The following is a 24,687-nucleotide window of genomic DNA, read 5'->3' as shown; positions in this document are numbered from 1 at the left end:
GACGATCCGGGACGCACGATTTACATTTCGGGACAGTCAGGGAAAACGCGATGTCCTACTACCTTCGCAGTGCCAGCCTTACCAATTACGTGGAAGTGGCCCGCGCCGTGGGCCTGGATCCGCATCAGTTTCTGCGCGCGGCGAAGATCAGCCGCGATGTGCTGCTCGATCCTGATATCCGCATACCGGCCAAGAAGGTCGGCCGCCTGCTGGACGACTCCGCGCGCGCTGCACACGTGGATGATTTCGGCCTGCGCATGGCGGAACTGCGCCAGGTCTCCAACCTCGGGCCGCTCGCTTTCGTCGTGCGCGAGCAGCCGACGTTGCGGCGCGCGCTGGAGTCGATGGTGCGATACATGGGCGTCCAGAATGAAGCGCTGGCGATGCGCATGGAGGAGTCCGAAGGATTGCTGATGATTCGGCTGCATATCCTCAACGACCAACCGGGTACGTTACGCCAGGCCACGGACCTTGCGGTCGGCGTGGTTTACCGCCTGCTGAGCGTGTGCCTGGGGGCATCGTGGCGACCGCGCAGCATCTGCTTCACGCACGCGGCGCCCGCCAGCCAGGCGACTTTTCAGCGCGTGTTCGGCATGCCGTGCGTGTTCAACCAGGACTTCGACGGCATTGTCTGTGTGGCTGCGGACCTTGAAGCGCCGCTGCCTTCGTATGATCCGGTCATGGCGCATCAGGTCAAGCGCTATCTCGGTACCTTGCTGGCGCAAGCAAACACCACGTTGCCTGACAAGGTGCGCGAACTCGTCCACGTGCTGCTGCCGTCCGGCATGTGCTCGGTCGACCGCGTGGCGCAGCATCTTGGTGTGGACCGCCGCACGGTACACCGTCGGCTGGCGCAGGAGAACACGAGTTATTCCGATATCGTCAACGCAGCGCGTGCGAGCCTGGTCGTGCGCTATATCGACAACCGTGAGCGGCCGCTGTCGGAAGTGGCCACATTGCTGGGCTTCTCGTCGCTGAGCGCGTTTTCGCGCTGGTTCGGCGGCCAGTTCGGCTGCAGCGTGTCGAAATGGCGCTTGCAGCATGAGGGCCAGGGGAGGAACACCGCATAGTTGAGGGATCCGCTGACGGATTCTCACCGCGCGGCGGCTGTGACAGAATGCACCAGCCGCCACCTTTTCATCGCACGCATTGCCAGAGTCCCGTGTGAATGACGTGAACGACTTTTCTGCGACCGTCCCCATCTCCGTCGTCAACGGTTTTTTGTCCGGGGCCGATCCTGCGGCCATGGCACGGCTTGCCGAGTGCTCCGGCATTGCCTCCGAATTGCTGGCAGAGCCAGCCGCACGGGTCACGCAGGAACAGTTCTCGACGCTTTATCGCCTGCTCGCGAAGGAACTGGACGACGAAATGCCCGGCATCTTCAGCCGGCCCTTGCGCAATGGCGTGCTCAAGTACCTGTGCCTGAGCCTGCTCGACGCGCCAAGACTGGAAGTCGCGCTGCGCCGCTTCGGGCAGTTCTTCCACCTGATCCTCGACGATTTCCGCATGGAATCCCGGCGCGATGGTGCGAGCGGCATCGTCGAACTGGTGGACAACCCGGCCGGACCGGCCGCGAGCATGCTGGGGCGCGAGCTGATGCTCAAGCTCGTGCATGGCGTGGCATCGTGGCTGATCCGCCAGCGCATACCGCTGCAGGCGGTCGAGTTGCCCGATACGCGGCCGGCGCTCGCCAGCGACCATCTTTACCTGTTTCCGGGACCCGTCCATTTCGATCGGCAGCACACGCGCATCGTCTTTGATGTCGCCTATCTCGATCTGCCGGTCCGGCAGCGCAAGCCCGATCTCGAGAAGTTCCTCGCGCGCGCACCGGAGGACTGGATCTTCGTCTCGTTCGCCGAGGAGATGACCTGCCACCGGGTCCGCCAACACGTGGCCGATTGCCTGCCGGCATCGCCGACCATCGAAGAGGTGGCGCAGGCGCTGCACCATTCGGTGCGCACGCTGTGCCGCCGGCTTTCGGCCGAAGGCACCACCTTCCAGGCCATCAAGGACGAAGTCCGGCGCGATATCGCCATCCGGCGCCTCACGCGCTCCGAAGACCCCATCGCTGCCATTGCGTTCGATGTGGGTTTCGACAATCCCACCGCCTTCCATCGCGCCTTCCGGCACTGGACCGGCAGCACGCCAAACGCCTACCGACGCGCGTTGTAAGCGTGTAAGGCGGCTGGCAAGGCTGGCCGCCGACTGACAAATCCTGCCACATCAAGCGCCTGTAACGCCGCACTTAACGTGCGTCGGCCGTGGCATGGTGCAATGCGGCAAGATTTGTCATTCAAAGGGCGGGTTTGGGTAATAGCTTTCGCGTTGATGACCCTTACGATCAGGACCATCAATGATGTCGCAGCGCCGCAGGGCATGAAGCCGGAGCCGACGCTGCATCTCCGCGAAAGGAATGAGATGAGCTATACCGCGCCCACCAAGGACATGCTGTTCGCCATGCGCGAACTGGCCGGACTGACAAAGATTGCCACGCTGCCCGGCTACGAAGACGCCACCCCCGAGACGGTCGAGGCCGTGTTGGAGGAAGCTGCGAAATTCCACGGCGAGGTGCTGGCTCCGCTGAACGCTGCCGGCGACCGGCAGCCCAGCAACTGGCACGATGGCCAGGTCACCACCACCGCGGGCTTCCGCGATGCCTTCCGCCAGTTCGGCGAAGGCGGCTGGCAGGGAATCGTCCATCCGGCCGAGTTTGGCGGCCAGGGCCTGCCCAAGCTGGTGGCGACGCCGTGCATCGAGATGATGAACGCGGCCAATATGTCGTTCGCGCTGTGCCCGCTGCTGACCGATGGCGCCATCGAAGCGCTGCTCACGGCGGGCTCGGACGAACTCAAGCAGCGTTACCTGCCGCGTCTGATCGCCGGCGAGTGGACCGGCACCATGAACCTCACCGAGCCGCAGGCCGGCTCGGACCTGGCACTGGTGCGCAGCCGCGCCGAGCGTCAGGCGGACGGTTCCTACAAGGTGTCCGGCACCAAGATCTTCATCACCTACGGCGAGCACGATATGGCGGAGAACATCGTGCACCTGGTGCTGGCGCGCACGCCGGACGCGCCCGAAGGCGTGAAGGGCATCTCGCTGTTCCTGGTGCCGAAGTTCCTGGTCAACGACGACGGTTCGCTGGGCGCGCGCAACGACGTCGAGTGCGTGTCGATCGAGCACAAGCTCGGCATCAAGGCGAGCCCGACCGCGGTGCTGCAGTTCGGCGACAACGGCGGTGCCATCGGCTACCTGATCGGTGAAGAGAACCGTGGCCTCGAGTACATGTTCGTGATGATGAACGCTGCGCGCTTCGGCGTAGGCGTGCAGGGCATCGCCATCTCGGACCGCGCCTATCAGCAGGCTGTCGCCTATGCGAAGGAGCGCGTGCAGAGCCGCCCGGTGGACGGCTCGTCGAAGGACGCTGTGACGATCATCCAGCATCCCGACGTGCGCCGCATGCTGATCGAGATGCGTGCGCTGACGGAAGGCGCACGCGCACTGGCACTGGTGGCGGCGGGCTATTCCGATCTGGCGCACCAGTCACCGGATGCCGAGACTCGCGCCCACTATGGTGCCGCGTACGAATACCTGGTGCCCGTCATCAAGGGTTGGAGCACCGAGATGTCGCTGGAGGTGACGAGCCTTGGTGTGCAGGTGCACGGCGGCATGGGCTTCATCGAAGAGACCGGCGCGGCCCAGCATTACCGCGATGCGCGCATCCTGCCGATCTACGAAGGCACGACGGCGATCCAGGCGAATGACCTGATCGGCCGCAAGACCATGCGCGACGGCGGCGCGGCAGCGCAAGCCGTCCTCGCGGACATCGACAAGACGCTCGAGGCACTCAAGGAATACGCCGACGGCTGCCGCAACGGCGCGTGCAGCGCCATGCTCATGCGCCTTGGTGTTGCACGTCTGGCACTCGGCAATGCGGTGGATCACGTAGTCGAAAAGGGCCGCAAGGACCCGAATGCGGTGTTCGGCGCCAGCGTTGCCTATCTCAAGCTGACTGGCATCGTGCTGACGGGCTGGCAAATGGCGCGGGCGCTGGTCGTCGCCATGCAGAAACGCGGTGAAGACGAAGCGTTCTACGGCGCAAAGATCGCGACGGCCGAGTTCTTCGCCAACCACGTCCTGCCGCGCGCCTCGGCGTTCGAAGCAGCCGTCATCAGCACGACTGGCCAGGACGGGTTCCTGGGTCTGGACGAAGCCTGCTTCTGACGCAGCGCTCGGCACACAAGATCAGGAAGGAATAAAGATGGCAATCGAAGGCTACAACATGGCCACGCTCGGCGCGTTCGTTGGCAAGGAACTCGGCGTATCGGCGTGGGAAGACATCGACCAGGCGCGCATCGACGCATTCGCGCAGTGCACCGGCGACCACCAGTGGATTCACGTGGACGTGGAGCGTGCCCGGCGGGAAAGCCCGTTCGGCGGCACCATCGCTCACGGCTACCTGACGCTTTCGCTCGTGGCGAGCCAGCTCACCGAAATGGGTGTGGTCCCGCATGACGCAAGCGCTGCGGTGAACTACGGATTGGAGAAGACGCGTTTCCTGACGCCGGTGAAGGCCGGTGCGCGCGTGCGCAACCGCGTGGTCCTGCTGGCTGCCGACAGCAAGGGCGATGGCCGCGTGCTGGTCAGGACGCAGTGCACGGTGGAAATCGAAGGCGAGGGCAAGCCCGCGCTGGTGGCTGAAGCGCTTGCGCTGCTGGTCGCCTGAGGATCAAACAAGGTACGAACAAGAAGACGAGGGTAGTAGCATGACAACAGCCGTGGGTACAAGAACGCTGGCGAAGACGACAAAGAAGGCGAAGAAGCCGGCAGCCAGTGCTGTCGCTCCGGAGGCAATTTTTGACAGCGCGCCGGCCATGACGGGACCGAACCCGTTCGTGGGGCTGCGCCCCGAAGATATGGTCAGCACCGCGCAGCAGATCGGCGCGCAGTGCGTGCAGGAACCGACCTTGCTGCTGCAGCAGCAGACCAAGCTCGCGCAGGACCTGTTCGCGGTCGTGGACGGCTCGGCGCCGCCGCCGTGCACGCGTGACCGCCGCTTCGGCGATCCGGCATGGCAGGATAACCCGGTCTATCGCATGGCCCTGCAGGGATATCAGGCCTGGCGCGATGCGCTGACCGGCTTCGTCACCGGCTCGGTCATGGACGGTCGCAGCAAGGAACGCGCGCAGTACTTCACCGACCTGCTGATCGACGCCGTGGCGCCGACCAATACGCTACTGGGGAATCCGGCTGCATTGCGGAAGACGTTCGAGTCGGGTGGTCTGAACCTGGTCAGCGGCCTGGTCAACCTGTTGACCGATACGCTGACGAACCAGGGCATGCCGTCCCAGGTGGACAAGAGCGCGTTCCGTATCGGCAAGGATCTGGCCGCCACGCCAGGCGCGGTGGTTTTCCGCAACGATGTCCTGGAGCTGATCCAGTACACGCCGACCACGGCAAACGTGCATGCCCGTCCGCAGCTCATCGTGCCGCCGCAGGTCAACAAGTTCTATGTGTTTGACCTGTCGCAGGGCAAGAGCATGGTCGAGTACCTGGTGCGCAATGAGATGCAGGTGTTCATGGTGAGCTGGCGCAATCCCACCACGTTGCACCGCGACTGGAACCTCGACACCTATGTCGGTGCGCTGATCGAAGCGATCCACGCGATCCGCGACATCACTGGCAGCCCCGACGTGAACCTGCATGGCGCGTGCTCGGGCGCGATGACGATGTCCGCGCTCATGGGGTACTGCGCAGCGCGCGGCGAAAAGCTCGTGAATGCCGCCACGCTGATGGTGTCCGTGTTCGGCCTCGACTCGCAGTCCCAGCTCGGACTGTTTGCCACGCCGGAAGCCATCGATGCCGCGCGGCAGGGCAGCCAGGCGCGCGGTGTGCTGGATGGCGGGGAACTCGGGCGCGTGTTCGCCTGGATGCGGCCCAATGACCTGGTGTGGAACTACTGGGTCAACAACTACCTGCTGGGCAAGGCGCCGCCGGCGTTCGACATCCTCTACTGGAACAACGACACCACGCGCCTGCCCGCCGGCCTGCACGGCCAGTTGCTGGACATGCTGACGCTGAACCAGCTGTCGACACCGGGCGCGCTGCGCGTGCTTGGCCAGCCGATCGACCTTTCGGCTGTTGATTGCGACAAGTATGTGCTTGCCGGCATGACCGACCACATCACGCCGTGGAAGGGCGTGTACCGCTCGGTGCGCGCGTTCGGCGGCAAGACCGAGTTCGTGCTCAGCTCCAGCGGTCATGTGCAGAGCCTCATCAACCCGCCGGGAAATGCCAAGGCGAAGTTCTTCCTGAACGACGCGCAGATGGCGGACCCGGAAGCGTGGCTCGAGGGTGCCACGGTCACCCCGTCGTCCTGGTGGGAGCACTGGAGCGAGTGGCTGAAAACGCGTTCTGGCCCCCTGAACGCCGCGCCGTCCCGCCTGGGCAGCGACCGCCATGCGCCATGCGCCGACGCGCCGGGACGCTATGTGACCGAGGCGTAAGCCCGGCCACCGATTTCTGTAACGCCAACTGTAATCTGTAAGGAGAGTAAAAAATGGAAGCCACCAATGCCGCAGCCGCTGCGTCCCGCAAGCTGTTCGACTTCGTCAAGCAGAACCGCCTGGATCCGGCCGCGATCCTGGAATCGCGCCGCAAGGATATCGAGGCAATCGCCAGCATCAACGCTGCGCTGCTCGGCGGCCTGCAATCGCTGGTTCGCCAGCAGGCTGCGTTCCTGACTGACACCGCTGCCGAGCTGCAATCGCTCGCCCGTCGCGACCAGGGCGCAGAAGGCCAGGCCGTCAAGGTGTCGGAAGTGCTGCCGCGTTCGCTGCAGAAGGCCGTCGATGGCCTGCGCAACGTGACGGACACCGTGTACAAGGTCCAGGCGGACAGCATTGCCACGGTCGGCAAGCGACTGGCGGAAAACGTCGAAGAGGCAAAAGGGATCCTGCGTCCCAGGCAGTAAGCGCAAGGAAGCATGGCCCCGGTGGCCATGCTTCACCGCCAACCTCTCCGGGACGACTTGATGACAACTAACAATGCCAGCCCCGAAGCTGGACATATCATGCAGACCCGTACGGTAGACCTAGACGGGCAGGTACTCAGGGTCGGCATCCGGCCCGGCAGCGGCGATCTCCCGCCGCTGCTTATGTTCAATGGCATCGGCGCAAACCTTGAACTCGTCGAACCCTTCGTCGATGCGCTGCCGGATGTGGAAGTGATCATCTTCGACATCCCCGGTGCCGGCGGCTCTCCGGCGCCCCTGTTCCCCTATCGTTTCTCCAATCTTTGCGTGATGGCAGACAAGCTGCTGTCGCACCTCGGCTATGCCGGACCGGTCGATACGCTCGGCGTTTCATGGGGCGGCGCACTGGCACAGGAATTCGCGCGGCTGTATCCGCAGCGCTGCCGCCGCCTGGTGCTGGCTGCCACATCGCCTGGCGTGCTCATGGTGCCGGGCAGCCCATCCGTCCTCACCAAGATGATCGGCATTCGACGTTACACCGATGCGGAGTACCTGCGGCGAGTCGGTGGGGACATCTACGGCGGCGCCTTTCGCGACGACCCGTCATTGCTCGATGTCCATGGGGGGCATATGCGTCCGCCGCGCGGGCGCGGCTACCTGTATCAACTGCTGGCCGCATGGGGCTGGAGCAGCCTGCCGTGGTTGCGGGCGCTGAAGCAGCGCACGCTGGTCTTGCATGGCAGCGATGACCCGATCGTGCCGCTGATCAACGCAAAGATCCTGTCCGGTTGCATTCCGGACTCGGCTCTGCATGTGTTCCACGACGATGGCCATCTCTTTCTTCTGACCGCGGCACGCGAATCGGCGCGGGTGGTGGGAGAGTTCCTGCGAGAAGGCCGCTGACACGGCGCCCCGTCCATGCGCCCCGTCCATGACGGGGCGTTTTCGCTTTCAGGCCCGGTAGCGAGGGGGCGGTGCGCCGCAATGCCGGCAAGCGAAAAATTTCGCTCCCAATCTGCACGGTTCATCCGGAGTGGTGCTCAGACCCCATTGCGGGCGGCTGGCGTTGCGGACGGCAGATGGAAATGGCTAACGCTGTCGGGATGTACCATACTCCATGCGTTGAGCCCAGGCTCCATTCTCAATACCAAGAACTGAAATTGAGGAGCTCTGTCATGAACCCCAATCGCATTGCAGCGTTGACGCTTGTACTCGCGGGATGTGCCATGAACCAGGGCACGCCAGGCACCGCAGGTACCACCGCTACTACAGGCGCGACAGGGAGTACGCAGGCGTCGCGCACGGAAAGCTGCAAGGCGACATCGGAGCAGGAGATTTCGGCGCTGTTTGATCGATGGAACCGCTCATTGCAGACAGGCGACCCGCGCAAGGTCGCAGCCAACTATGCAGAGCGCTCCATTCTTCTTCCCACGGTATCGAACAAGCCCCGCGTGACGGTCGCGGAGAGGGAAGACTACTTCCATCACTTCCTGCAAGACAGACCATCCGGGAAGATCGACTTCCGCACCATCGAAATCGGATGCAACTCTGCCGTGGACGCCGGCCTCTACACGTTCACCTTCGCGCGGACGGGGGCTGTGGTCAAGGCACGCTATACATACACGTATCGGTGGGATGGCACGCAGTGGCTGATTACGAGTCATCACTCGTCGGCCATGCCGGAGAAGATGTAGCGCGTGTCGGCTGATCCCTCGCAATTCCGCGAGGTCCAAAAAAAACGCCATGCCAGGTTTCCCTGGCATGGCCAAACGAGCATCAGTTGAATCCTTGTGCGCTCAGAACTTGTGGCGCACGCCTACAGCCGCACCCAGCATCGAGTTCTTGCCATTGGGCAGCGCGTAGCTGTTGCCCGTGGCAAGGCTGGTGGCATAGAAGTTGGACGCCGAATCGAGCGCGAGGCCGGCGTTCTTGGCGTAAGCCGTGCTCAGGTACACATCGGTACGCTTGGAGAATGCGTAGTTCGCGATAAACGCAACCTGCCAGGGGTTGGCGAGGCTTGTATTTCCGAACTGATTCTTGAGGTTGTCGTAGTCGTACTCGAGCGACAGGGCGACGGCGGGCGTCACCTGATAGGCGGCGCCGATCCAGTAGAAGTCGTCACGCCCGATCAGGACGTCTGCCGCATTCTTGCTCTGTCCCCAACGGTAGCCGCCCATGACCTTGGCGGGACCGTAGGTGTAGCTGGCGGCGATGACAGCCTTCTTGGCGGTACCACTGCTGGTGCCAATGGTCGGATTCCACTGGTCATAGCCTGCGGTCACGCCGAAGGGACCTTGCGTGTAGGCCAGTGCAGCGCCGTACGCGCTGTCGCGCCGGGCCTGGCCCGGGACTTCGCCGTTGCCGCCGATCGGCGTTGCCACGCCGACAAAGGCCGGCAGTGCCAGGCCGGTGCCGAACGAGTAGTGAGCCAGCGCCGTGACCGGACCGAACTGGCCGGTGTACTTGACCGTGTTGTCTTCACGGAAGTTCGCGCCCGTCAGCAGTGCTGCGGGCTCGTACTGCGTGGCATAAGCGCCCGGCACGAAGTTGGCGAGCGCTTCGAAGATCGAGGTGTACTGGCGGCCGAGCGTAATCTGGCCAAGGCTGCTGCTCTGCACGCCGACGTACGCCTGGCGGCCGAACAGGCGGCTTTGCTGCTGCAGCGCGCCCGAATCCAGGCTGAAGCCGTTTTCCAGCACGAACAGCGCCTTCACGCCGTTGCCGAGATCCTCGGTGCCGCGCAGGCCCCAGCGGGATCCGGAAACGCCGCCCGAGTCCATGCGGAACACGCTGTGGGCCGCGCCCGGATTGAACTGGTTGGCTGCCGTCGGAATGGCGCCGACGTGGTTCACATACTCGATGTTGATGTCAGCGACGCCATAGAGCGTCACTGTCGACTGCGCGAATGCACTACCAGAACAGGCAAGCAAGGTGGCCAGGGCCATGCTCCTGAGCTTCATGGGGTAAATCTCCTTCTTTTCCTTTGGGGATGGGGTTGCAAGGCGGAACTGCCCGTCGAAATGGGTACTGCTGGGTACTGCTGGGGATTGCATGGGAGCTTGCGGGGCCGGAGCGGCCCCTGCGGTCTGCAGCCGGCGTGTTGCGCGCCGGCTTCAGTTCTTGCGGAGCAGCTGATCGATCAGCGCGGTGGCGCGCGGCCACGGCCCGAAGCCGGCGGCCGGATTGAGGTGGCCGACTTCGCCAAGGTCGACCAGTTCGCTGCCCCAGTCGCTTGCCAGCTGCACGGCGCGTTCGTACTTCGCCAGCGGATCATTGCGGCTGGCCGCGAGGATGCTCGGGAAGGGCAGCGGCTTGCGCGGCACAGGCAGCCAGCCGTGGTCGGCGAGTGCCTCGGGCTGCGGATAGCCGGCCGGCATCGGGGTTTCGAGATCGGCGGGCGTCGCTAGCAGTGCACCGCGGATCTTGCGGTGGTGCTGCGCGGCCCAATGCACGGTGATCATCACGCCGGCGCTATGCGCAACCAGGACCACGGGGCCGTCGATCTGTGCGAGCGCGGCGTCCAGGGCGGCCACGCGCGCATCCCGGCTCAGCTTGTCATGTTCCAGCGGCGCCACGGAGCGGGCGTTCGGCAGTTGCGCCTGGAGCAGGGTCTGCCAGTGCTCGGCGACGTGGTCGCGCAGGCCGGGAACCAGCAGGACGGTGGTGTCAGTAGTAAGGCTCATTGGAGTTCCAGAATTCCAGTAGGTCAGGTAGTGGTTTACTTTGCGCCGCGCTGGCGCTCCAGGCGCTCCAGATCCGCCGTGTAGTAGCGGCGGCCGGCGATGAAGCACACTGCGGCGAGCAGGCCGGTCAGCGGAATCCACTGCAGCGCGCCAAGCAAGCCGATGCGGTCGGCAAGCACACCGGTGACGAACGGGCCCGGGGCCAGGCCCAGCAGGTTGTTGGCCAGCGTGAGCGTGGCAAACGCGGTCGCGTGGATAGCGGGACGAGTCAGATTGGCCACAACGGCGCTGGCGGGACCAGCCGTGCCGCCGACCAGCAGCATGCCTGCACCGATCAGCGCAAGCTGCGCCGTACCGGCCGGCAGCCGGAACGCCACAGCCAGCAGCACGCAGCAGGTGACGCTGTAGCCGATGGCCATCAGCCACTTGCGCGACGGGGAATGACGGGCGACCCAGTCGGTCAGCGCGCCGCACACCACCATGCCCGCACCGGCGGCCAGGACGAACGCCGCAGCGGTAATGCCTGCACGGTCCGTAGCCATACCGTAGTAGCGCGACAGGAAGCTGGGCATCCACGCGAGCAGTGCGCCCATCACGAGCAGTTGCAGGGCGCTGCCTACGTAGGCGCAAAGGATGGACCGCGCGGAGAACAGGGCCGACAGCAGCGGACGAATGGTCATGCTCTCGCGCTGCACTTCAGGTGCCGCGTCTTCGCCCAATGCGCGGCGCTGTGCCTGCAGGCGCGGCTCCGTGATCAGCGCACGATAGATCACCACGAGTACCAGCCCGAAGATGGCCATGCCGGCGAACGCCCAGCGCCAGCCGAACTGGGCCGACAGCGTGCCGCCTGCAGCCATGCCAAGCACGGAGCCGAACGCGCCGCCAGCGATGAAGGCCGAACTCAGGCTGGCGCGCAGGTGGCGCGGAAACACCGACAGCACCACGGCGATGCCCACGCTGCCGTAGGCCGCTTCGCCGATGCCGACGCACAGGCGGGCGATGAACATTTCGCCGAAGTTGTTGGCCAGCGCGCAGCCTAGCGTCGCCACGCTCCAGAGCGCGGCCATCAGCGTCAGGCTTTTGACGCGGCCCCAGCGGTCGGCAAGGATCGACAGCGGAAACGTCAGCAGGCCGACCATCAGCGCCACGATGCCACCCAGGGCGCCGAGTTCGGTGTCGGAGAGTGCCCATTCCGCTTTCAGCAACGGGAATACTGCGTTGAGCACCTGGCGCGACATGTAGTCCGACAGCAGCAGGCCAAAGCTGAGCGCGAAAACCAGCCATGGATAGAAGCGGGATGCGGCCACGGTTTGCGTGCCGGTCACCATGGCGGGTTGAGTGGAAGAATGTCCAAGCATGAATGCTTCTCCTGAGAATCTTGAACGCCCTTTTGGTCATGCCGGTATCGGGCGGCCCGGGACCGTGACATGGTCCCGGAAGCGACTGGCGAAGTATCGGAGATTGGCGGGTCGCGGTTTGACTATGCGGGACAACCTGTTTGCATCTCGGGACAGTCGGGGAAAACGCGTAGAGCGCGAGCGGCGGCGGTCTGAGGCGTGCGGAAAGAGCCATGGCGCCAAGGTCGCGAGGCGTTAGGCAACCCGGTGTTTCCCCATATTAGGCAGAGGAAAGGCACATGGCAGGCAAACGGCGGCGACTGGGATTGGGTAGGAACGGCGCGTCGTTTGCGCCGCGGCAGATCCCGTTGTTGCAGTAGAAATTGAAAATGTGGCAGCGACGCACTAAGGTCGTATCGGGAACATCACTCGGTCCGGCCCGGACGAAGGTGGCGCCATGAAACGCATCGTGCTGGCAGTGTTTGCCGTCGTCCTGCTGCTCCTGCAGGGCGGGTGTACATACTATGGCGTTCCCGCTCCCGGGACGCCGGCGAGTTTCGATCGTTCCTTCGATGCCGCGGCGGGCGCCATGCGCGATGAAGGCGTGGCCGTCAGCGTGCAGGACTACACGAGCGGCTCCATTGCGGGGAACTACGGCAACACGGTCGTCCGCGCCAGTGTGCAGCGGCAGGCCGACGGCTCGGTGCGGGTGCAGTTCGATGCGAGCGATTCGCGCGATCCTAACCTGCTGGGCCGTATCTCGAATCGCTACGATCGGCGCATGGGACGCTGACGCCAGCGGACGCGCCCGGGCTGACCCAATGAAAAAGGGGTGCCAGCAAGCGCTGGCACCCCTTCAGGGCCGGTTGGCGGGTTTGAGCTTGCGCTGTTTGCGCTGATTACTCCGGCAGACCCGCGCCAACAATGTTGAAGCCGGCGTCGACGTAGGTAATCTCGCCGGTCACGCCGCTGGCGAGGTCGGACAGCAGGAAGGCCGCGACATTGCCGACTTCCTCGATGGTCACGTTGCGACGCAGCGGGGCCGAGTTTTCGAAGGCATTGAGCAGCTTGCCGAAGTCCTTGATGCCGGACGCAGCCAGGGTCTTGATCGGGCCGGCCGAAATGCCGTTCGCGCGGATACCGCGCGGGCCGACCGACGCCGCCAGGTAGCGCACGCTCGCCTCAAGCGCGGCCTTGGCCAGGCCCATGGTGTTGTAGTTCGGGACCACGCGCTCGGCGCCGAGATAGGTCAGCGTCAGCAGCGAAGCCTTGTCCGACAGCATCGGCAGCGCGGCCTTGGCCAGCGCCGGGAAGCTGTATGCGGAGATGTCATGGGCAATGCGGAAGCCTTCGCGCGACAGGCCTTCCAGGAAATCGCCGGCAATGGCTTCGCGCGGGGCGAAACCGATCGAGTGCACCAGGCCGTCGAGCTTTTCCCAGCGCTTGCCGAGACCGTCGAAGGTTGCGGCGATCTGCTCGTCGCTGCCGACGTCGCATTCGAAGACGAGATCGGTGCCGAATTCCTTGGCAAAGTCGCTGATCCGGTCCTTGAACCGTTCGCCGACGTAGGTGAAGGCGAGTTCGGCGCCTTCGCGTTTGCAGGCCGATGCGATGCCATAGGCGATCGAACGGTTCGATAGCAAGCCGGTGATGAGGATCCGCTTACCTGCCAGAAATCCCATAAGTTCTCCAAGGTGTTGTATCGGGCACGCTTCCTGCTGCGGCCACGCGGCCGTGGGCATGCCCCGGTGTCCGACGGCCACTTTATTGCGCCGTGTAGAGGGAATGTCCGGATGGCTGGAGCCTACCCGGACGCATGTAAAATTGTCTCACAACTTGGCCCGGCTGCAGAACGCCGGACCTCAGCGTCATATTGGAGGAATCCAGCGGGATGCCTATACAAGCACGTTGGCCGCTTCAGGCGGCATGGCAGTGCTTCCGTCGAGACACGGTACTGCGGTTTGGGCTGGCGCTGGCGCTCGCTGCGGGCATTCCCGCAACGGCGAATGCGGCGCATGGCTTTGCCTTGCACGGGAATCTCAAGTACCCGGCCGATTTCAAGTATTTCGATTACGTGAATCCGGACGCTCCGGTCGGCGGCACGCTGGTGCTGGCCAACCCGGACCGCCGCACGAGCTTCGACAAGTTCAATCCGTTCACGCTGAAGGGTACCGCCGCGCCCGGCCTGAACGCCTTGATGTTCGAGTCGCTGCTGATCAGCAGCGCCGACGAAACCGCGAGCGCCTACGGGCTGCTGGCTGACGATGTCACGGTGGCGCCGGACGAGCTTTCAGTCGTCTTCCATATCCGCCCCGAAGCGCGCTTCGCCAACGGCGACCCGGTCCTCGCATCGGACGTGAAATATTCCTACGACATGCTGATGAGCAAGGCGTCCAGCCCGGGCTACCGCAGCATGTGCATGGACGTGAAGTCGGTCGTGGTCACGGGGGAACGCAGCGTGCGCTTTGATTTCAAGCAACGCAACCGCGAACTGCCGCTGATCGTCGGCTCGTTGCCGGTGTTCTCGAAGAAATGGACCCAGGCCGTGCCCTTCGAGAAGCTGACGTTCGAAGAACCGGTGACCAGCGGCCCGTACATCATCGATCGCTATGACGCGGGCCGCGGCATCATCTTCAAGCGTGATCCGAACTACTGGGGCAAGAAGCTGGCCGTGCGGCGCGGCACCTTCAATTTCGACCGCGTCATCTACCGGCTCTACAAGGACGAAACCGCCAAGCTCGAAGCGTTCAAGGCGGGCGAGTTCGATGCGATCGTCGAGTACCGTGCCAAGAACTGGGCCAAGAGCTACCAGGGCACGAAGTTCACCAAGGGCGAGCTGATCAAGACGGAGTTCCCGCACCGCAACGGCGCGGGCATGCAGGGTTTTGTCATGAACATGCGCAAGCCCATCTTCAAGGACGTGCGCGTCAGGCAGGCGCTGATCCTCGCGCTGGATTTCGAATGGCTCAACCGCCAGCTTTTCTATGGCGCATACAAGCGCCTGGACAGCTGGTTCTCCAATAGCGAACTGGCGGCCAGCGCCACGTTCGACGGCAAGCCGGGGCCGAGCGAACTGAAATTGCTGGAGCCGATGCACGCAAAGCTGGCGCCCGAAGTCTTCGGCCCCGACGTCGTGCAGCCGTCCACGAACCCCCCGCGAACGCTGCGCGACAACCTGCGCGAAGCACGCCGCCTGCTGGCGCAGGCCGGCTGGACCTATACCGATGATGCACTGCGCAACGCCAAGGGCGAACCGATGGTGTTCGAGTTCCTCGATGATGGCGGCGCGATGAGCCGCGTGATTACCACCTATGTCCGAAATCTCGAGAAGCTCGGCATCCAGGTGAACCAGCGCACCACCGACTACGCGCTGTACCAGAAGCGGCTCGAAGATTTCGATTTCGACATGGTGTCGATCCGTTTCCCCGATTCGCAGAGCCCCGGCAACGAACTGCGCGACCGGTTTTCCAGCGAAGCGGCCGACACGCCGGGCTCGGACAACCTGTTCGGGCTGAAGTCGCCGCAGGTGGACCAGCTTGTCGATAACGTGCTGCATGCCAACACGCGTGAAGAACTCGTCACCGCGGGCAGGGCACTGGACCGCGTGCTGATGCATGGGTACTACATCGTGCCAAACTGGTACAGTGCGTCGCATCGGGTCGCGTATCGCAAGGAGCTGGGCTATCCCAAGGACCGGCTGCCTTATTACTACACTGCCGAAGGCTGGATTCTGAGCAACTGGTGGCGCACCGACGTGCAACCGAAGGCTCGCTGAGCAAAAGGAACGGCCGATGCTTGCCTATCTGTTCAAGCGCATTTTGCTGATGATCCCGACGCTGATCGGCGTCATCACGCTGACCTTTGTCGTCATCCAGTTCGTGCCGGGTGGCCCCGTCGAGCAGATGATGCTGGAACTGAAGGGGCGTGGCGGCGGCAGCGGCGAGGCGAGTGGCGGCGGTGCCGAGTACCGTGGCCGGCGCGGGGTCGATCCCGAGAAGATCAAGGAAATCCAGGCGCTGTACGGTTTCGACAAGCCGCCGCTCGAACGCTACTTCCTGATGCTCAAGCGCTTTGCGCGGTTCGATCTCGGCCAGAGCTACTTCCAGCACCGCAGTGTGTGGGAGTTGGTGAAGTCCAAGCTGCCGGTTTCGGTCAGCCTGGGGCTATGGACGTTCTTCCTGACTTACCTGATATCGGTGCCGCTCGGTATTTCGAAGGCGATCCGGGCGGGTAGCCGCTTCGACGTGGTGACCAGCATGATCGTGCTGGTCGGCTACGCGATTCCGGGTTTCGTGCTGGGCGTGCTGCTGCTCGTGCTGTTCGGCGGCGGCACCTTCGTTCAGTGGTTCCCGCTGCGCGGCCTGACTTCCGACAACTGGGATCAGCTCTCGCTGATGGGCAAGGTCATGGATTACCTGTGGCACCTGGTGCTGCCGATCACCGCATCGGTGGTGGGCAGCTTTGCCGTGGTGACCATGCTGACCAAGAACGCGTTCCTGGACGAGATCCGCCGGCAGTATGTACTGACGGCAAGGGCCAAGGGTTTGTCGGAGCGCCGCGTGCTGTGGAAGCATGTGTTCCGCAATGCGCTGATCCCGCTCGTGACGGGGTTTCCGGCTGCGTTCATCGGCGCGTTCTTCACGGGCTCGCTGCTGATCGAAACGCTCTTCTCGCTTGATGGCCTCGGGCTGTTGTCCTATGAAGCGGTACTGCGGCGCGACTATCCCGTCGTGCTCGGCACGCTCTACCTGTTTACGCTGATCGGCCTGGTGACCCGGCTGATTTCCGACGTTTGCTACGTGCTGGTCGACCCGCGCATCCACTTCGAGGCCCTGCACAAATGAAAGTCCTCTCGCAATCGGTGCCGAACGGCCTGCCGCATTCGCCGTCCCCGCGCCAGCGGGCCTGGCAGCGTTTCCGGCGCAATCGCCTGGGCTACTGGAGCCTGATCCTGTTCGTCGCGATCTTCGTGCTCAGCCTGTGCGCGGAAGTCCTGTCGAGCAATCGCCCGCTGGTGGTGCGGTACAAGGACGCGTGGTATTTCCCGATCGTCAAGGTCTATCCGGAAACCGCCTTCGACGGTGATTTCGCCACGCCGGCCGATTACCTGGATCCGTACATCCGCGACCGCATCACCACCAACGGCAATTTCGCGGTATTCCCGCTGAACCACTATTCGTACGATTCGCTCAATTACTTCGCCAAGGAACCCAATCCGGCGCCGCCGTCGGCCGAGAACTGGCTTGGCACCGACGATCGCGGCCGCGACGTGCTGGCGCGCCTGCTCTATGGCTTCCGCGTGTCGGTGCTCTTCGGGCTTGCGCTCACGCTGATCGGCGTGCTGATCGGTACGCTGACTGGGGCGCTGATGGGCTTCTTCGGCGGGCGCTTCGACCTGTTCTCTCAGCGGGCCATCGAGATCTGGAGTTCCATGCCGGAGCTGTACCTGCTGATCATCTTTGCGTCGATCTTCGAGCCGAGCCTGGCGCTGCTGATCATCCTGCTGTCGTTGTTCGGCTGGATGGGCCTGTCGGACTACGTGCGCGCGGAGTTCTACCGCAATCGTTCGCTCGACTATGTGAAGGCGGCGCGGGCGCTTGGTCTGTCCAATGTGCAGATCATGTGGCGCCATATCCTGCCCAACAGCCTGACTCCGGTGATCACGTTCCTGCCGTTCCGCATGAGTGCTGCGATCCTTGCGCTGACCAGCCTGGACTTTCTGGGCCTGGGCGTGCCGCCGACTACGCCGAGCCTTGGCGAGCTGCTCGCGCAGGGCAAGGGCAACCTCGATGCCTGGTGGATCTCGCTGTCGACCTTCACGGTACTCGTGGTCACCTTGCTGTTGCTGACGTTCATGGGTGACGCGTTGCGCGATGCGTTCGATACGCGCCTGGGCCTGGCTGCGCTGCGCGGCCGCGTGGCGCCGAAGGTGCCGGCCGGCGCGCCGGCAGGGGTGACGCCATGAACGTGGTACCGAAGCTGCGGGAAGCGGAGGCCATGCCGCTCGAGCCGACGCCGTCCCCGGCGCCGGGCAGTACGCTGATCTGCGTGGACAAGCTGTCGGTGACGTTTGGTCACGGCGACGACGCTACCCGCGCCGTGCGCGAGGTCAGCTTCGACCTGCGTGCCGGCGAGCGCTATGCGCTGGTGGGTGAGTCGGGCTCCGGCAAGACGGTCACCGCGCTTGCCATGTTGCGGCTCGTCGAGGACGCTGCCTACCAGGGTGCGATCCGGTTCGAGGGCCGCAACCTGCTCGACGTATCGGACCGTGACATGCGCGCCATCCGCGGTGCGGAGATCGCCATGATCTTCCAGGAGCCGATGACCGCGCTGAACCCGCTGTATACGATCGGCAACCAGATTGTCGAGACGCTGGCGCTCCACGAAGGGCTCGACCGGCGCGCTGCGCGCGAACGCGCGATTGCACTGCTGGAACGCACCGGCATCAGCGATGCGGCACACCGCTTCGACAGTTTCCCGCACCAGCTTTCCGGCGGGCAGCGCCAGCGCGCGATGATCGCCATGGCGCTCGCCTGCCGCCCGAAGCTGCTGCTCGCGGACGAGCCGACCACGGCGCTCGACGTCACCATTCGCGCGCAGATCGTGGACCTGTTGCGTGATCTCCAGGCCGAGTTCGGCATGGCGGTGATGCTGATCACCCATGACCTGAACCTCGTGCGTTCGTTCGCACAGCGTGTCGGTGTCATGGAGAAGGGCGTGCTGGTCGAGACCGGCGAGACCGCGCAGGTGTTCGCCTCGCCGCAGCATCCCTACACGCGCAAGCTGATCGACAGTCGCCCGCGGCGCGAGGTGCTGCCGCTCGTGCCACTGGCGCCGACGCTGCTGGAGGCGCGCGGCCTGTGCGTCAACTACGCGCGCAAGCGCAAGGGCATCGCCGGCTGGTTCGGCAAGGACCAGTTCGCTGCGGTGAAGGACGTCGATTTTCAGCTGCGCGAAGGCGAAACCATCGGCATCGTCGGGGAATCTGGCTCCGGCAAGACCACGCTGGCCCATACCGTGCTGGCGCTGCAGCGCAAGAGCGCGGGCACGATCCATTTCCTGGGCCGCAGCTTCGACGACGCCACGAGCAAGGACCGCTGCAAGTTGCGCGCGCGCATGCAGGTGGTGTTCCAGGATCCGTTCGGGTCGCTGTCGCCGCGCATGACGATCGAGCAGATCGTCGGGGAAGGGCTGGCGTTGCACCAGCCGGGCCTGAAGCGCGAGACCACGCGCGAGCGGGTTATCGAAGCGCTGCGCGAGGTCGGACTGGACCGGACTGCACTCGGCCGCTATCCGCACGAATTCTCGGGCGGACAACGCCAGCGCATCGCGATCGCGCGGGTGCTCATCCTCAAGCCGCAGATCCTGGTGCTCGACGAGCCCACATCGGCGCTCGATGTCTCGATCCAGCAGCAGGTGCTGGGTCTCCTTTCCCAGTTGCAGCACAAATACAACCTCAGCTATCTGTTCATCAGCCACGATCTTGCGGTCATCCGGGCGATGGCCCACCGGGTCATCGTCATGAAGGCCGGCGAGGTGGTGGAGGCAGGGGAGACCGAGGCCGTTCTCGGTGCGCCGCAACATCCCTATACGCGCAAGCTGATGGCTGCTGCCCAGATTGGTGCAGCCTGACTCCATTGCCGTGCAGCAAGACACCGCCTCCCGGCGGTGTCACGCATTTGTGATGAAAAAAACGACAATCCAGATGCGAAAAATGAAGTAGGTCATTGATTGCAAAGCGCTTTCTGTCAAATTTGTAACGAACTTTGACAGGCGGGTGACAAGCCTATACCATCCCGCGAGGACTATTTTTCGGGGTGGTCGCTCGTCCGCTTTGCGGCGAGACCTGCACGGTTTTTGTGCCCATATGACCGGCGCGCTTCTTGCGTTCGGTTCATCCCCGCAATGATTCAGGCATCACCATCCGCGCCGCGGTATTCGTCCGGCGTGATGGGGATGATTCGAACGATTCATCAGGAGAACCAATGCAGCGATCGGTACTTCATTCCCTGGCACGCGTTGCCGCAGGGATTGCCATTGCCTGCGGTGCGACTGTGTCGAATGGAGTGCTGGCGGATACGGTCTTCAAGGATCCCGATGCCCGCATCGACGCTTCGGCCCAACTGGGCGCGGACACGCATGCGGAAGGCAAGCGTGGCTTGCTGTCGTCGGTCGTGACTTCCACCAGCAATGTCGCCAGCAAGGCTGGTGACCTGGTCATGAACGCGCTTGGCCTGATCGGCGTGCGTTACCGCTTCGGCGGCAACAGCCCCGAATCCGGCCTGGACTGCAGCGGCTTTGTCCGCTACGTGTTCCATGACACCTTCGGCTTCATGCTGCCGCGCCGTTCCGTCGAAATCAGCCAGGTCGGCACCAACGTGGCCGCCAGCGACCTTCGCCCCGGCGATCTGGTGTTTTTCAACACCATGCGCCAGACGTTTTCGCACGTCGGCATCTATATCGGCGACAACAAGTTCGTGCATGCCCCGTCCACGGGCAGCAAGATCCGTGTCGACGACATGCGCGCCGCCTATTGGGTGACGCGCTACAACGGCGCACGCCGCATCGACGACAACCAGTCGTCGAGCCGCGGCGACAGCCTCGGCAACATGGTCGAGACGCTCAAGCGATTCGACCCGAACGCGAGCACGCGCACGCTGTACGGCGGCTGATCGTCAGCCATGCGCCAAAACAAAAGGACTGCCCCGGCAGTCCTTTTGTTTTGTGCGGCAGTCCGGCTATTGCGCCGCCACGGTACCGGCCGGCCGCAGCCGGGCCTGTTCCAGCTTCTGGCGCAAGGTTGCCATCATCGCCGCCGTGGCCTGTTCTCCCGCCAGCACGGCGCGGTTGCGGGAGTTGAAATCGCTGCTGCCCATGTCCGGCAGTTCAGGTCGGATCACCACGTCCGCACGCGCGAGTGCCATCTTGTTGATCGACTGGCCCATGATGGTCGTGGTCTGCAGCAACACGCCGCTCTGGCCGCCATTCTTCTGGCTGGACGGGTCTGCCGAGATGTTGACGGCGATGACGAAATCGGCCCCCATGCTGCGCGCCGAATCGACCGGCACGGGCTCGACCAGACCGCCATCTACATAATCGCGGCCCTGGATGGAAACCGGCTGGAACACGCCTGGCACGCTGCTGGACGCGCGCACGGCCTGGCCCGTATTGCCGCGCCGGAAGAGGATGCGCTCACCGGTCTTGAGGTCGGTTGCCACAATGCCCAGCGGCAGCTTCATCGCCTCGATCGGGCGGTTCGAAACCAGCCGGTTCACGTAGTTCTGCAGGGCCTCCCCCTTGAGCCAGCCGCCAAAGCGGGTGCCGAAGGGGAGGGCCCAGTCGGCGATGGCGGCTTCATCCATGGTCAGGGCGAGCTTGTTGAGCTCGAAGCCGCTCATGCCGGTGGCATAGAGTGCTGCGACCACCGAGCCCGCACTGGTGCCCGTGACCAGGTCCGGGTGGATGCCTTGTGCTTCGAGCGCCTTGATCACGCCGATATGGGCAAAGCCACGCGCGGCGCCACCGCCGAGCGCCAGGCCGATCTTGATGGGTCGTGGCGCTGGCTGTGTGGCCACCGGATTAGCGGGCTCAACCGGTGTGGAAGGGCGCGGGCCGAACGAGCACGCGGAGAGCAAGGCGACTGCGGAGGCGCCGAGAAAATGACGTCGTTGCATGAATCGGGTGCCAGTGGATAAGCAGAGGCAGGCGGAATCGGAAATGTGACTTGGCCGGCTCAGTGATGGGGAATTCTTGCACTGGCCGTTCTTGTGACCGCCCGAAGCATAAATGATTCCGTCCGGGAGGGTGGCGGGTCGGCTGGCGAGCATCCTGGCGGGCGTGGGCCAGCGGGTTCGCTTGCTATAATGCAGCACCGACATATTCCAGCCTGCGCGCGTCCGCGCGGGCTTTTTTGTTTGTTCCCCGACCGCCATGACCCAACGCGTCCGCACCCGTTTCGCGCCGAGCCCGACCGGCTTTATCCACCTCGGCAATATTCGATCCGCGCTTTATCCGTGGGCGTTCGCCCGCCGGATGAAGGGCGATTTCGTGCTGCGCATCGAAGATACCGATGTCGAGCGTTCCTCGCAGGAAGCCGTCGACGTGATCCTCGAAGGCATGGCGTGGCTCGGCCTGGATATCGACGAAGGCCCGTTCTACCAGATGCAGCGCATGGACCGCTACCGCGAGGTGCTGGCCCAGATGGTCGACAGCGGCCTGGCCTACCCGTGCTATATGAGCACGGAAGAACTGGACGCGCTGCGCGAAGCCCAGCGCGAGCGCGGCGAAAAGCCGCGCTACAACGGTTTCTGGCGCCCCGAGCCGGGCAAGGTCTTGCCGCAGCCGCCGGCCGGCGTGAAGCCGGTGCTGCGTTTCCGCAATCCGCTTGACGGCAGCGTAGTCTGGGACGACGCGGTCAAGGGCCGTATCGAGATCTCGAACGAGGAGTTGGACGACCTCGTCATTGCGCGGCCGGACGGCACGCCCACCTACAACTTCTGCGTGGTGGTCGACGATCTCGACATGAAGATCACGCACGTGATCCGTGGTGACGACCACGTCAACAATACGCCGCGTCAGATCAATATCATCCGCGCGCTTGGCGGCACACAGCCCGTCTACGCGCACTTGCCCACGGTGCTCAACGAGAGCGGCGAGAAGATGAGCAAGCGTCATGGCGCCATGAGCGTGACTGGCTATCGCGATGAAGGCTATCTGCCGGAAGCCGTGGTGAACTACCTGGCCCGCCTGGGCTGGGCGCATGGCGACGCGGAAATCTTCAGCCGCGAGCAGTTTGTGGAGTGGTTCGACCTCGAACACCTGGGCAAGTCGCCGGCGCAGTACAACCCGGAAAAGCTGGCCTGGCTGAACAACCACTACATCAAGGTGGGCGACAATGCGCGCCTGGCCGAGCTGACGCGTCCATTCATCGAGGCGCTCGGCGGCAAGGTGGAGGGTGCGGACCTGGTTGGGGTGATCGCACTCGTCAAGGACCGGGCTAATACGCTCAAGGACGTTGCGCAGACGGCGCTGCTGTTCTACCGCGGCGAGCCACAGGCTGATGCTGCCCTGAAGGCCGAGCACCTGACGCCGGAAATCCAGCCGGCACTGAAGGCGCTGGCGACTCAACTGGGCGCCTTGCCCGAATGGAAGCGCGAAGCCATCAGCGCTACGTTCAAGGCGGTGCTTGCGGAGTTTGGGCTGAAGATGCCCAAGCTGGCCATGCCAGTGCGCCTGCTGGTCGCTGGCCAGTTGCAGACGCCGAGCATCGACGCGGTGCTCGAGCTGTTCGGCCGGGAAGCTGTGCTGCGCCGTATCGGCGCGGGCGTCGAAGCGTAAAAAGCTGCGAAAAACTCCTGGCAGGGGCTTGCGCTCCGGCCCGGAGTTCGCCATAATCTCGTTCTCCCTGCAGCGCGGTCAGTGATCAAGCGGGCGGTCTGGAAAAGATCTTGCGTCGTGAGGCTGAAAACTGCGAAAAGCAGGCAAGAAAAAGACAGATTGGGTGCTTGCAAAAAATCGAGGTTGATATATAATCTCGGCTTCGCTTGAAACGGTGGATTAATGCCGACTCAGGCGAATGAGCAGAAAGTAGTAAATGGCAGTACCATGGGGCTATAGCTCAGCTGGGAGAGCGCTTGCATGGCATGCAAGAGGTCAGCGGTTCGATCCCGCTTAGCTCCACCAAGATTTGCGGGATTATCTGCAGTTTGGATGTTCCCAGACGGAACAAGTCGAAAGACAAGTTTCTGTCCCCTTCGTCTAGAGGCCTAGGACATCACCCTTTCACGGTGAGTACAGGGGTTCGAATCCCCTAGGGGACGCCATAACAACGGGCGTAATCAAATGCCTGAATATGCTGCGTCGAGCGAAGCTCGAGGTAGCAGCCGACTAAGGAGTGGTAGTTCAGTCGGTTAGAATACCGGCCTGTCACGCCGGGGGTCGCGGGTTCGAGTCCCGTCCACTCCGCCAAACTAAACCCACATGGTTAATGCCATGTGGGTTTTTTCTTATAAGTGAGAGGATTATCTGATAATCACCGTAATGGCAAATAACTGTTGCGGTTTATATCGAAGCTGTATATAATCCTTTTATTCGCTGAACGCGGTGTTAATACCGAAGACGGTGAAATGCAGTAGCGAAGTAAATGCAGTAGCGAAAGAAATGCAGTAGCGAAGTAAATGCAGTAGCGAAGTAAATGCAGTAGCGAAGTAAATGCAGTAGCGAAGTAAATGCAGTAGCGAAGTAAATGCAGTAGCGAAGTAAATGCAGTAGCGAAGTAAATGCAGTAGCGAAGTAAATGCAGTAGCGAAGTAAATGCAGTAGCGAAGTAAATGCAGTAGCGAAGTAAATGCAAATGCAGTAGCGAAGTAAATGCAGTAGCGAAGTAAATGCAGTAGCGAAAGTAAATGCAGTAGCGAAGTAAATGCAGTAGCGAAGTAAATGCAGTAGCGAAGTAAATGCAGTAGCGAAGTAAATGCAGTAGCGAAGTAAATGCAGTAGCGAAGTAAATGCAGTAGCGAAGTAAATGCAGTAGCGAAGTAAATGCAGTAGCGAAGTAAATGCAGTAGCGAAGTAAATGCAGTAGCGAAGTAAATGCAGTAGCGAAAGTAAATGCAGTAGCGAAGTAAATGCAGTAGCGAAGTAAATGCAGTAGCGAAGTAAATGCAGTAGCGAAGTAAATGCAGTAGCGAAGTAAATG

The 24,687-nt window shown here is 63.1% G+C and carries 20 protein-coding genes and 3 tRNA genes; 18 read left to right on the top strand and 5 right to left on the bottom strand.

Annotated features, from left to right (window positions below; all coding sequences use genetic code 11):
- Positions 1 to 50 precede the first annotated feature (50 nt).
- The 8 genes from ACIGJG_RS11080 (at position 51) to ACIGJG_RS11045 (ending at position 8,664) form a co-directional block, all read left to right on the top strand.
- On the top strand, positions 51 to 1,070 hold the full coding sequence (locus ACIGJG_RS11080) for an AraC family transcriptional regulator (protein WP_011298301.1): 1,020 nt from the start codon (positions 51 to 53) through the stop codon (positions 1,068 to 1,070).
- A gap of 175 nt (positions 1,071 to 1,245) precedes the next feature.
- A complete protein-coding gene (locus tag ACIGJG_RS11075; RefSeq protein WP_011298300.1) occupies positions 1,246 to 2,172 on the top strand; it encodes an AraC family transcriptional regulator in 927 nt (308 codons plus the stop codon).
- A 246-nt stretch (positions 2,173 to 2,418) separates the two neighbouring features.
- Complete coding sequence (locus ACIGJG_RS11070; RefSeq protein ID WP_011298299.1) at positions 2,419 to 4,221, top strand: acyl-CoA dehydrogenase; 1,803 nt, start codon at positions 2,419 to 2,421, stop codon at positions 4,219 to 4,221.
- 37 nt (positions 4,222 to 4,258) lie between these two features.
- On the top strand, positions 4,259 to 4,723 hold the full coding sequence (locus tag ACIGJG_RS11065; protein ID WP_011298298.1) for a MaoC family dehydratase: 465 nt from the start codon (positions 4,259 to 4,261) through the stop codon (positions 4,721 to 4,723).
- Between the two features lie 40 nt (positions 4,724 to 4,763).
- Complete coding sequence (locus ACIGJG_RS11060) at positions 4,764 to 6,503, top strand: alpha/beta fold hydrolase (RefSeq protein WP_373460956.1); 1,740 nt, start codon at positions 4,764 to 4,766, stop codon at positions 6,501 to 6,503.
- 53 nt (positions 6,504 to 6,556) lie between these two features.
- A complete protein-coding gene (locus tag ACIGJG_RS11055; protein WP_011298296.1) occupies positions 6,557 to 6,970 on the top strand; it encodes a phasin family protein in 414 nt (137 codons plus the stop codon).
- A gap of 60 nt (positions 6,971 to 7,030) precedes the next feature.
- On the top strand, positions 7,031 to 7,873 hold the full coding sequence (gene phaZ / locus ACIGJG_RS11050; RefSeq protein ID WP_011298295.1) for a poly(3-hydroxyalkanoate) depolymerase: 843 nt from the start codon (positions 7,031 to 7,033) through the stop codon (positions 7,871 to 7,873).
- Between the two features lie 272 nt (positions 7,874 to 8,145).
- Positions 8,146 to 8,664, top strand: a complete 519-nt coding sequence (locus tag ACIGJG_RS11045; RefSeq protein WP_041679647.1) for an SgcJ/EcaC family oxidoreductase — start codon at positions 8,146 to 8,148, stop codon at positions 8,662 to 8,664.
- Positions 8,665 to 8,766: 102 nt separating this feature from the next.
- On the opposite strand, the gene ACIGJG_RS11040 is transcribed toward ACIGJG_RS11045, so the two are convergent.
- From ACIGJG_RS11040 to ACIGJG_RS11030, 3 genes are all read right to left on the bottom strand, one after another.
- Positions 8,767 to 9,930: a porin gene (locus tag ACIGJG_RS11040; protein WP_011298293.1), complete on the bottom strand. Its 1,164-nt coding sequence runs from the start codon at positions 9,928 to 9,930 to the stop codon at positions 8,767 to 8,769.
- A gap of 153 nt (positions 9,931 to 10,083) precedes the next feature.
- A complete protein-coding gene (locus ACIGJG_RS11035; protein WP_011298292.1) occupies positions 10,084 to 10,653 on the bottom strand; it encodes an RBBP9/YdeN family alpha/beta hydrolase in 570 nt (189 codons plus the stop codon).
- A gap of 35 nt (positions 10,654 to 10,688) precedes the next feature.
- Positions 10,689 to 12,011, bottom strand: coding sequence for an MFS transporter (locus tag ACIGJG_RS11030; RefSeq protein ID WP_011298291.1), 1,323 nt, complete (start codon positions 12,009 to 12,011; stop codon positions 10,689 to 10,691).
- A gap of 436 nt (positions 12,012 to 12,447) precedes the next feature.
- Between ACIGJG_RS11030 and ACIGJG_RS11025 the strand changes: the two genes are divergently transcribed.
- Positions 12,448 to 12,783 (top strand): hypothetical protein, encoded by a 336-nt coding sequence (locus ACIGJG_RS11025; protein WP_483672313.1) that lies wholly within the window; start codon positions 12,448 to 12,450, stop codon positions 12,781 to 12,783.
- Positions 12,784 to 12,889: 106 nt separating this feature from the next.
- On the opposite strand, the gene fabI is transcribed toward ACIGJG_RS11025, so the two are convergent.
- Complete coding sequence (gene fabI / locus ACIGJG_RS11020; RefSeq protein WP_011298289.1) at positions 12,890 to 13,672, bottom strand: enoyl-ACP reductase FabI; 783 nt, start codon at positions 13,670 to 13,672, stop codon at positions 12,890 to 12,892.
- Between the two features lie 209 nt (positions 13,673 to 13,881).
- On the opposite strand from fabI, the gene ACIGJG_RS11015 reads away from it, so the two are divergent.
- The 5 genes from ACIGJG_RS11015 (at position 13,882) to ACIGJG_RS10995 (ending at position 20,662) form a co-directional block, all read left to right on the top strand.
- Entirely contained in the window at positions 13,882 to 15,765 is a 1,884-nt protein-coding gene (locus tag ACIGJG_RS11015) for an extracellular solute-binding protein (protein WP_011298288.1), read from the top strand.
- 16 nt (positions 15,766 to 15,781) lie between these two features.
- Positions 15,782 to 16,834 carry a microcin C ABC transporter permease YejB gene (locus ACIGJG_RS11010; RefSeq protein WP_011298287.1) on the top strand — a complete coding sequence of 351 codons (1,053 nt, stop codon included), beginning with the start codon at positions 15,782 to 15,784 and terminating at the stop codon, positions 16,832 to 16,834.
- Positions 16,831 to 17,955: an ABC transporter permease gene (locus tag ACIGJG_RS11005; protein WP_011298286.1), complete on the top strand. Its 1,125-nt coding sequence runs from the start codon at positions 16,831 to 16,833 to the stop codon at positions 17,953 to 17,955. The genes ACIGJG_RS11010 and ACIGJG_RS11005 overlap by 4 nt, the downstream gene beginning before the upstream one ends.
- A gap of 32 nt (positions 17,956 to 17,987) precedes the next feature.
- Complete coding sequence (locus ACIGJG_RS11000; protein ID WP_049796465.1) at positions 17,988 to 19,622, top strand: ABC transporter ATP-binding protein; 1,635 nt, start codon at positions 17,988 to 17,990, stop codon at positions 19,620 to 19,622.
- 353 nt (positions 19,623 to 19,975) lie between these two features.
- Entirely contained in the window at positions 19,976 to 20,662 is a 687-nt protein-coding gene (locus ACIGJG_RS10995; protein ID WP_011298284.1) for a C40 family peptidase, read from the top strand.
- A gap of 66 nt (positions 20,663 to 20,728) precedes the next feature.
- Here the strand turns inward: ACIGJG_RS10995 and ACIGJG_RS10990 are convergent, their stop codons facing one another.
- Entirely contained in the window at positions 20,729 to 21,664 is a 936-nt protein-coding gene (locus ACIGJG_RS10990) for a patatin-like phospholipase family protein (protein WP_483672312.1), read from the bottom strand.
- A gap of 256 nt (positions 21,665 to 21,920) precedes the next feature.
- Here ACIGJG_RS10990 and gltX point away from each other — a divergent pair, with 256 nt between their 5' ends.
- The 4 genes from gltX to ACIGJG_RS10970 all read left to right on the top strand — a co-directional run bounded on the left by gltX (position 21,921) and on the right by ACIGJG_RS10970 (position 23,957).
- Positions 21,921 to 23,327, top strand: a complete 1,407-nt coding sequence (gene gltX, locus ACIGJG_RS10985) for a glutamate--tRNA ligase (RefSeq protein WP_011298282.1) — start codon at positions 21,921 to 21,923, stop codon at positions 23,325 to 23,327.
- 269 nt (positions 23,328 to 23,596) lie between these two features.
- Positions 23,597 to 23,672 (top strand) — tRNA-Ala (locus tag ACIGJG_RS10980).
- Positions 23,673 to 23,736: 64 nt separating this feature from the next.
- A tRNA-Glu gene (locus ACIGJG_RS10975) sits at positions 23,737 to 23,812 on the top strand.
- A 68-nt stretch (positions 23,813 to 23,880) separates the two neighbouring features.
- Positions 23,881 to 23,957: transfer RNA gene (locus tag ACIGJG_RS10970), tRNA-Asp, on the top strand.
- Positions 23,958 to 24,687: the final 730 nt, after the last annotated feature.

This window comes from Cupriavidus sp. C1SS-2L (assembly GCF_057073735.1).
Note: the sequence above shows the minus strand (reverse complement) of the source record. Positions and strands in the feature narration are given on the sequence as shown.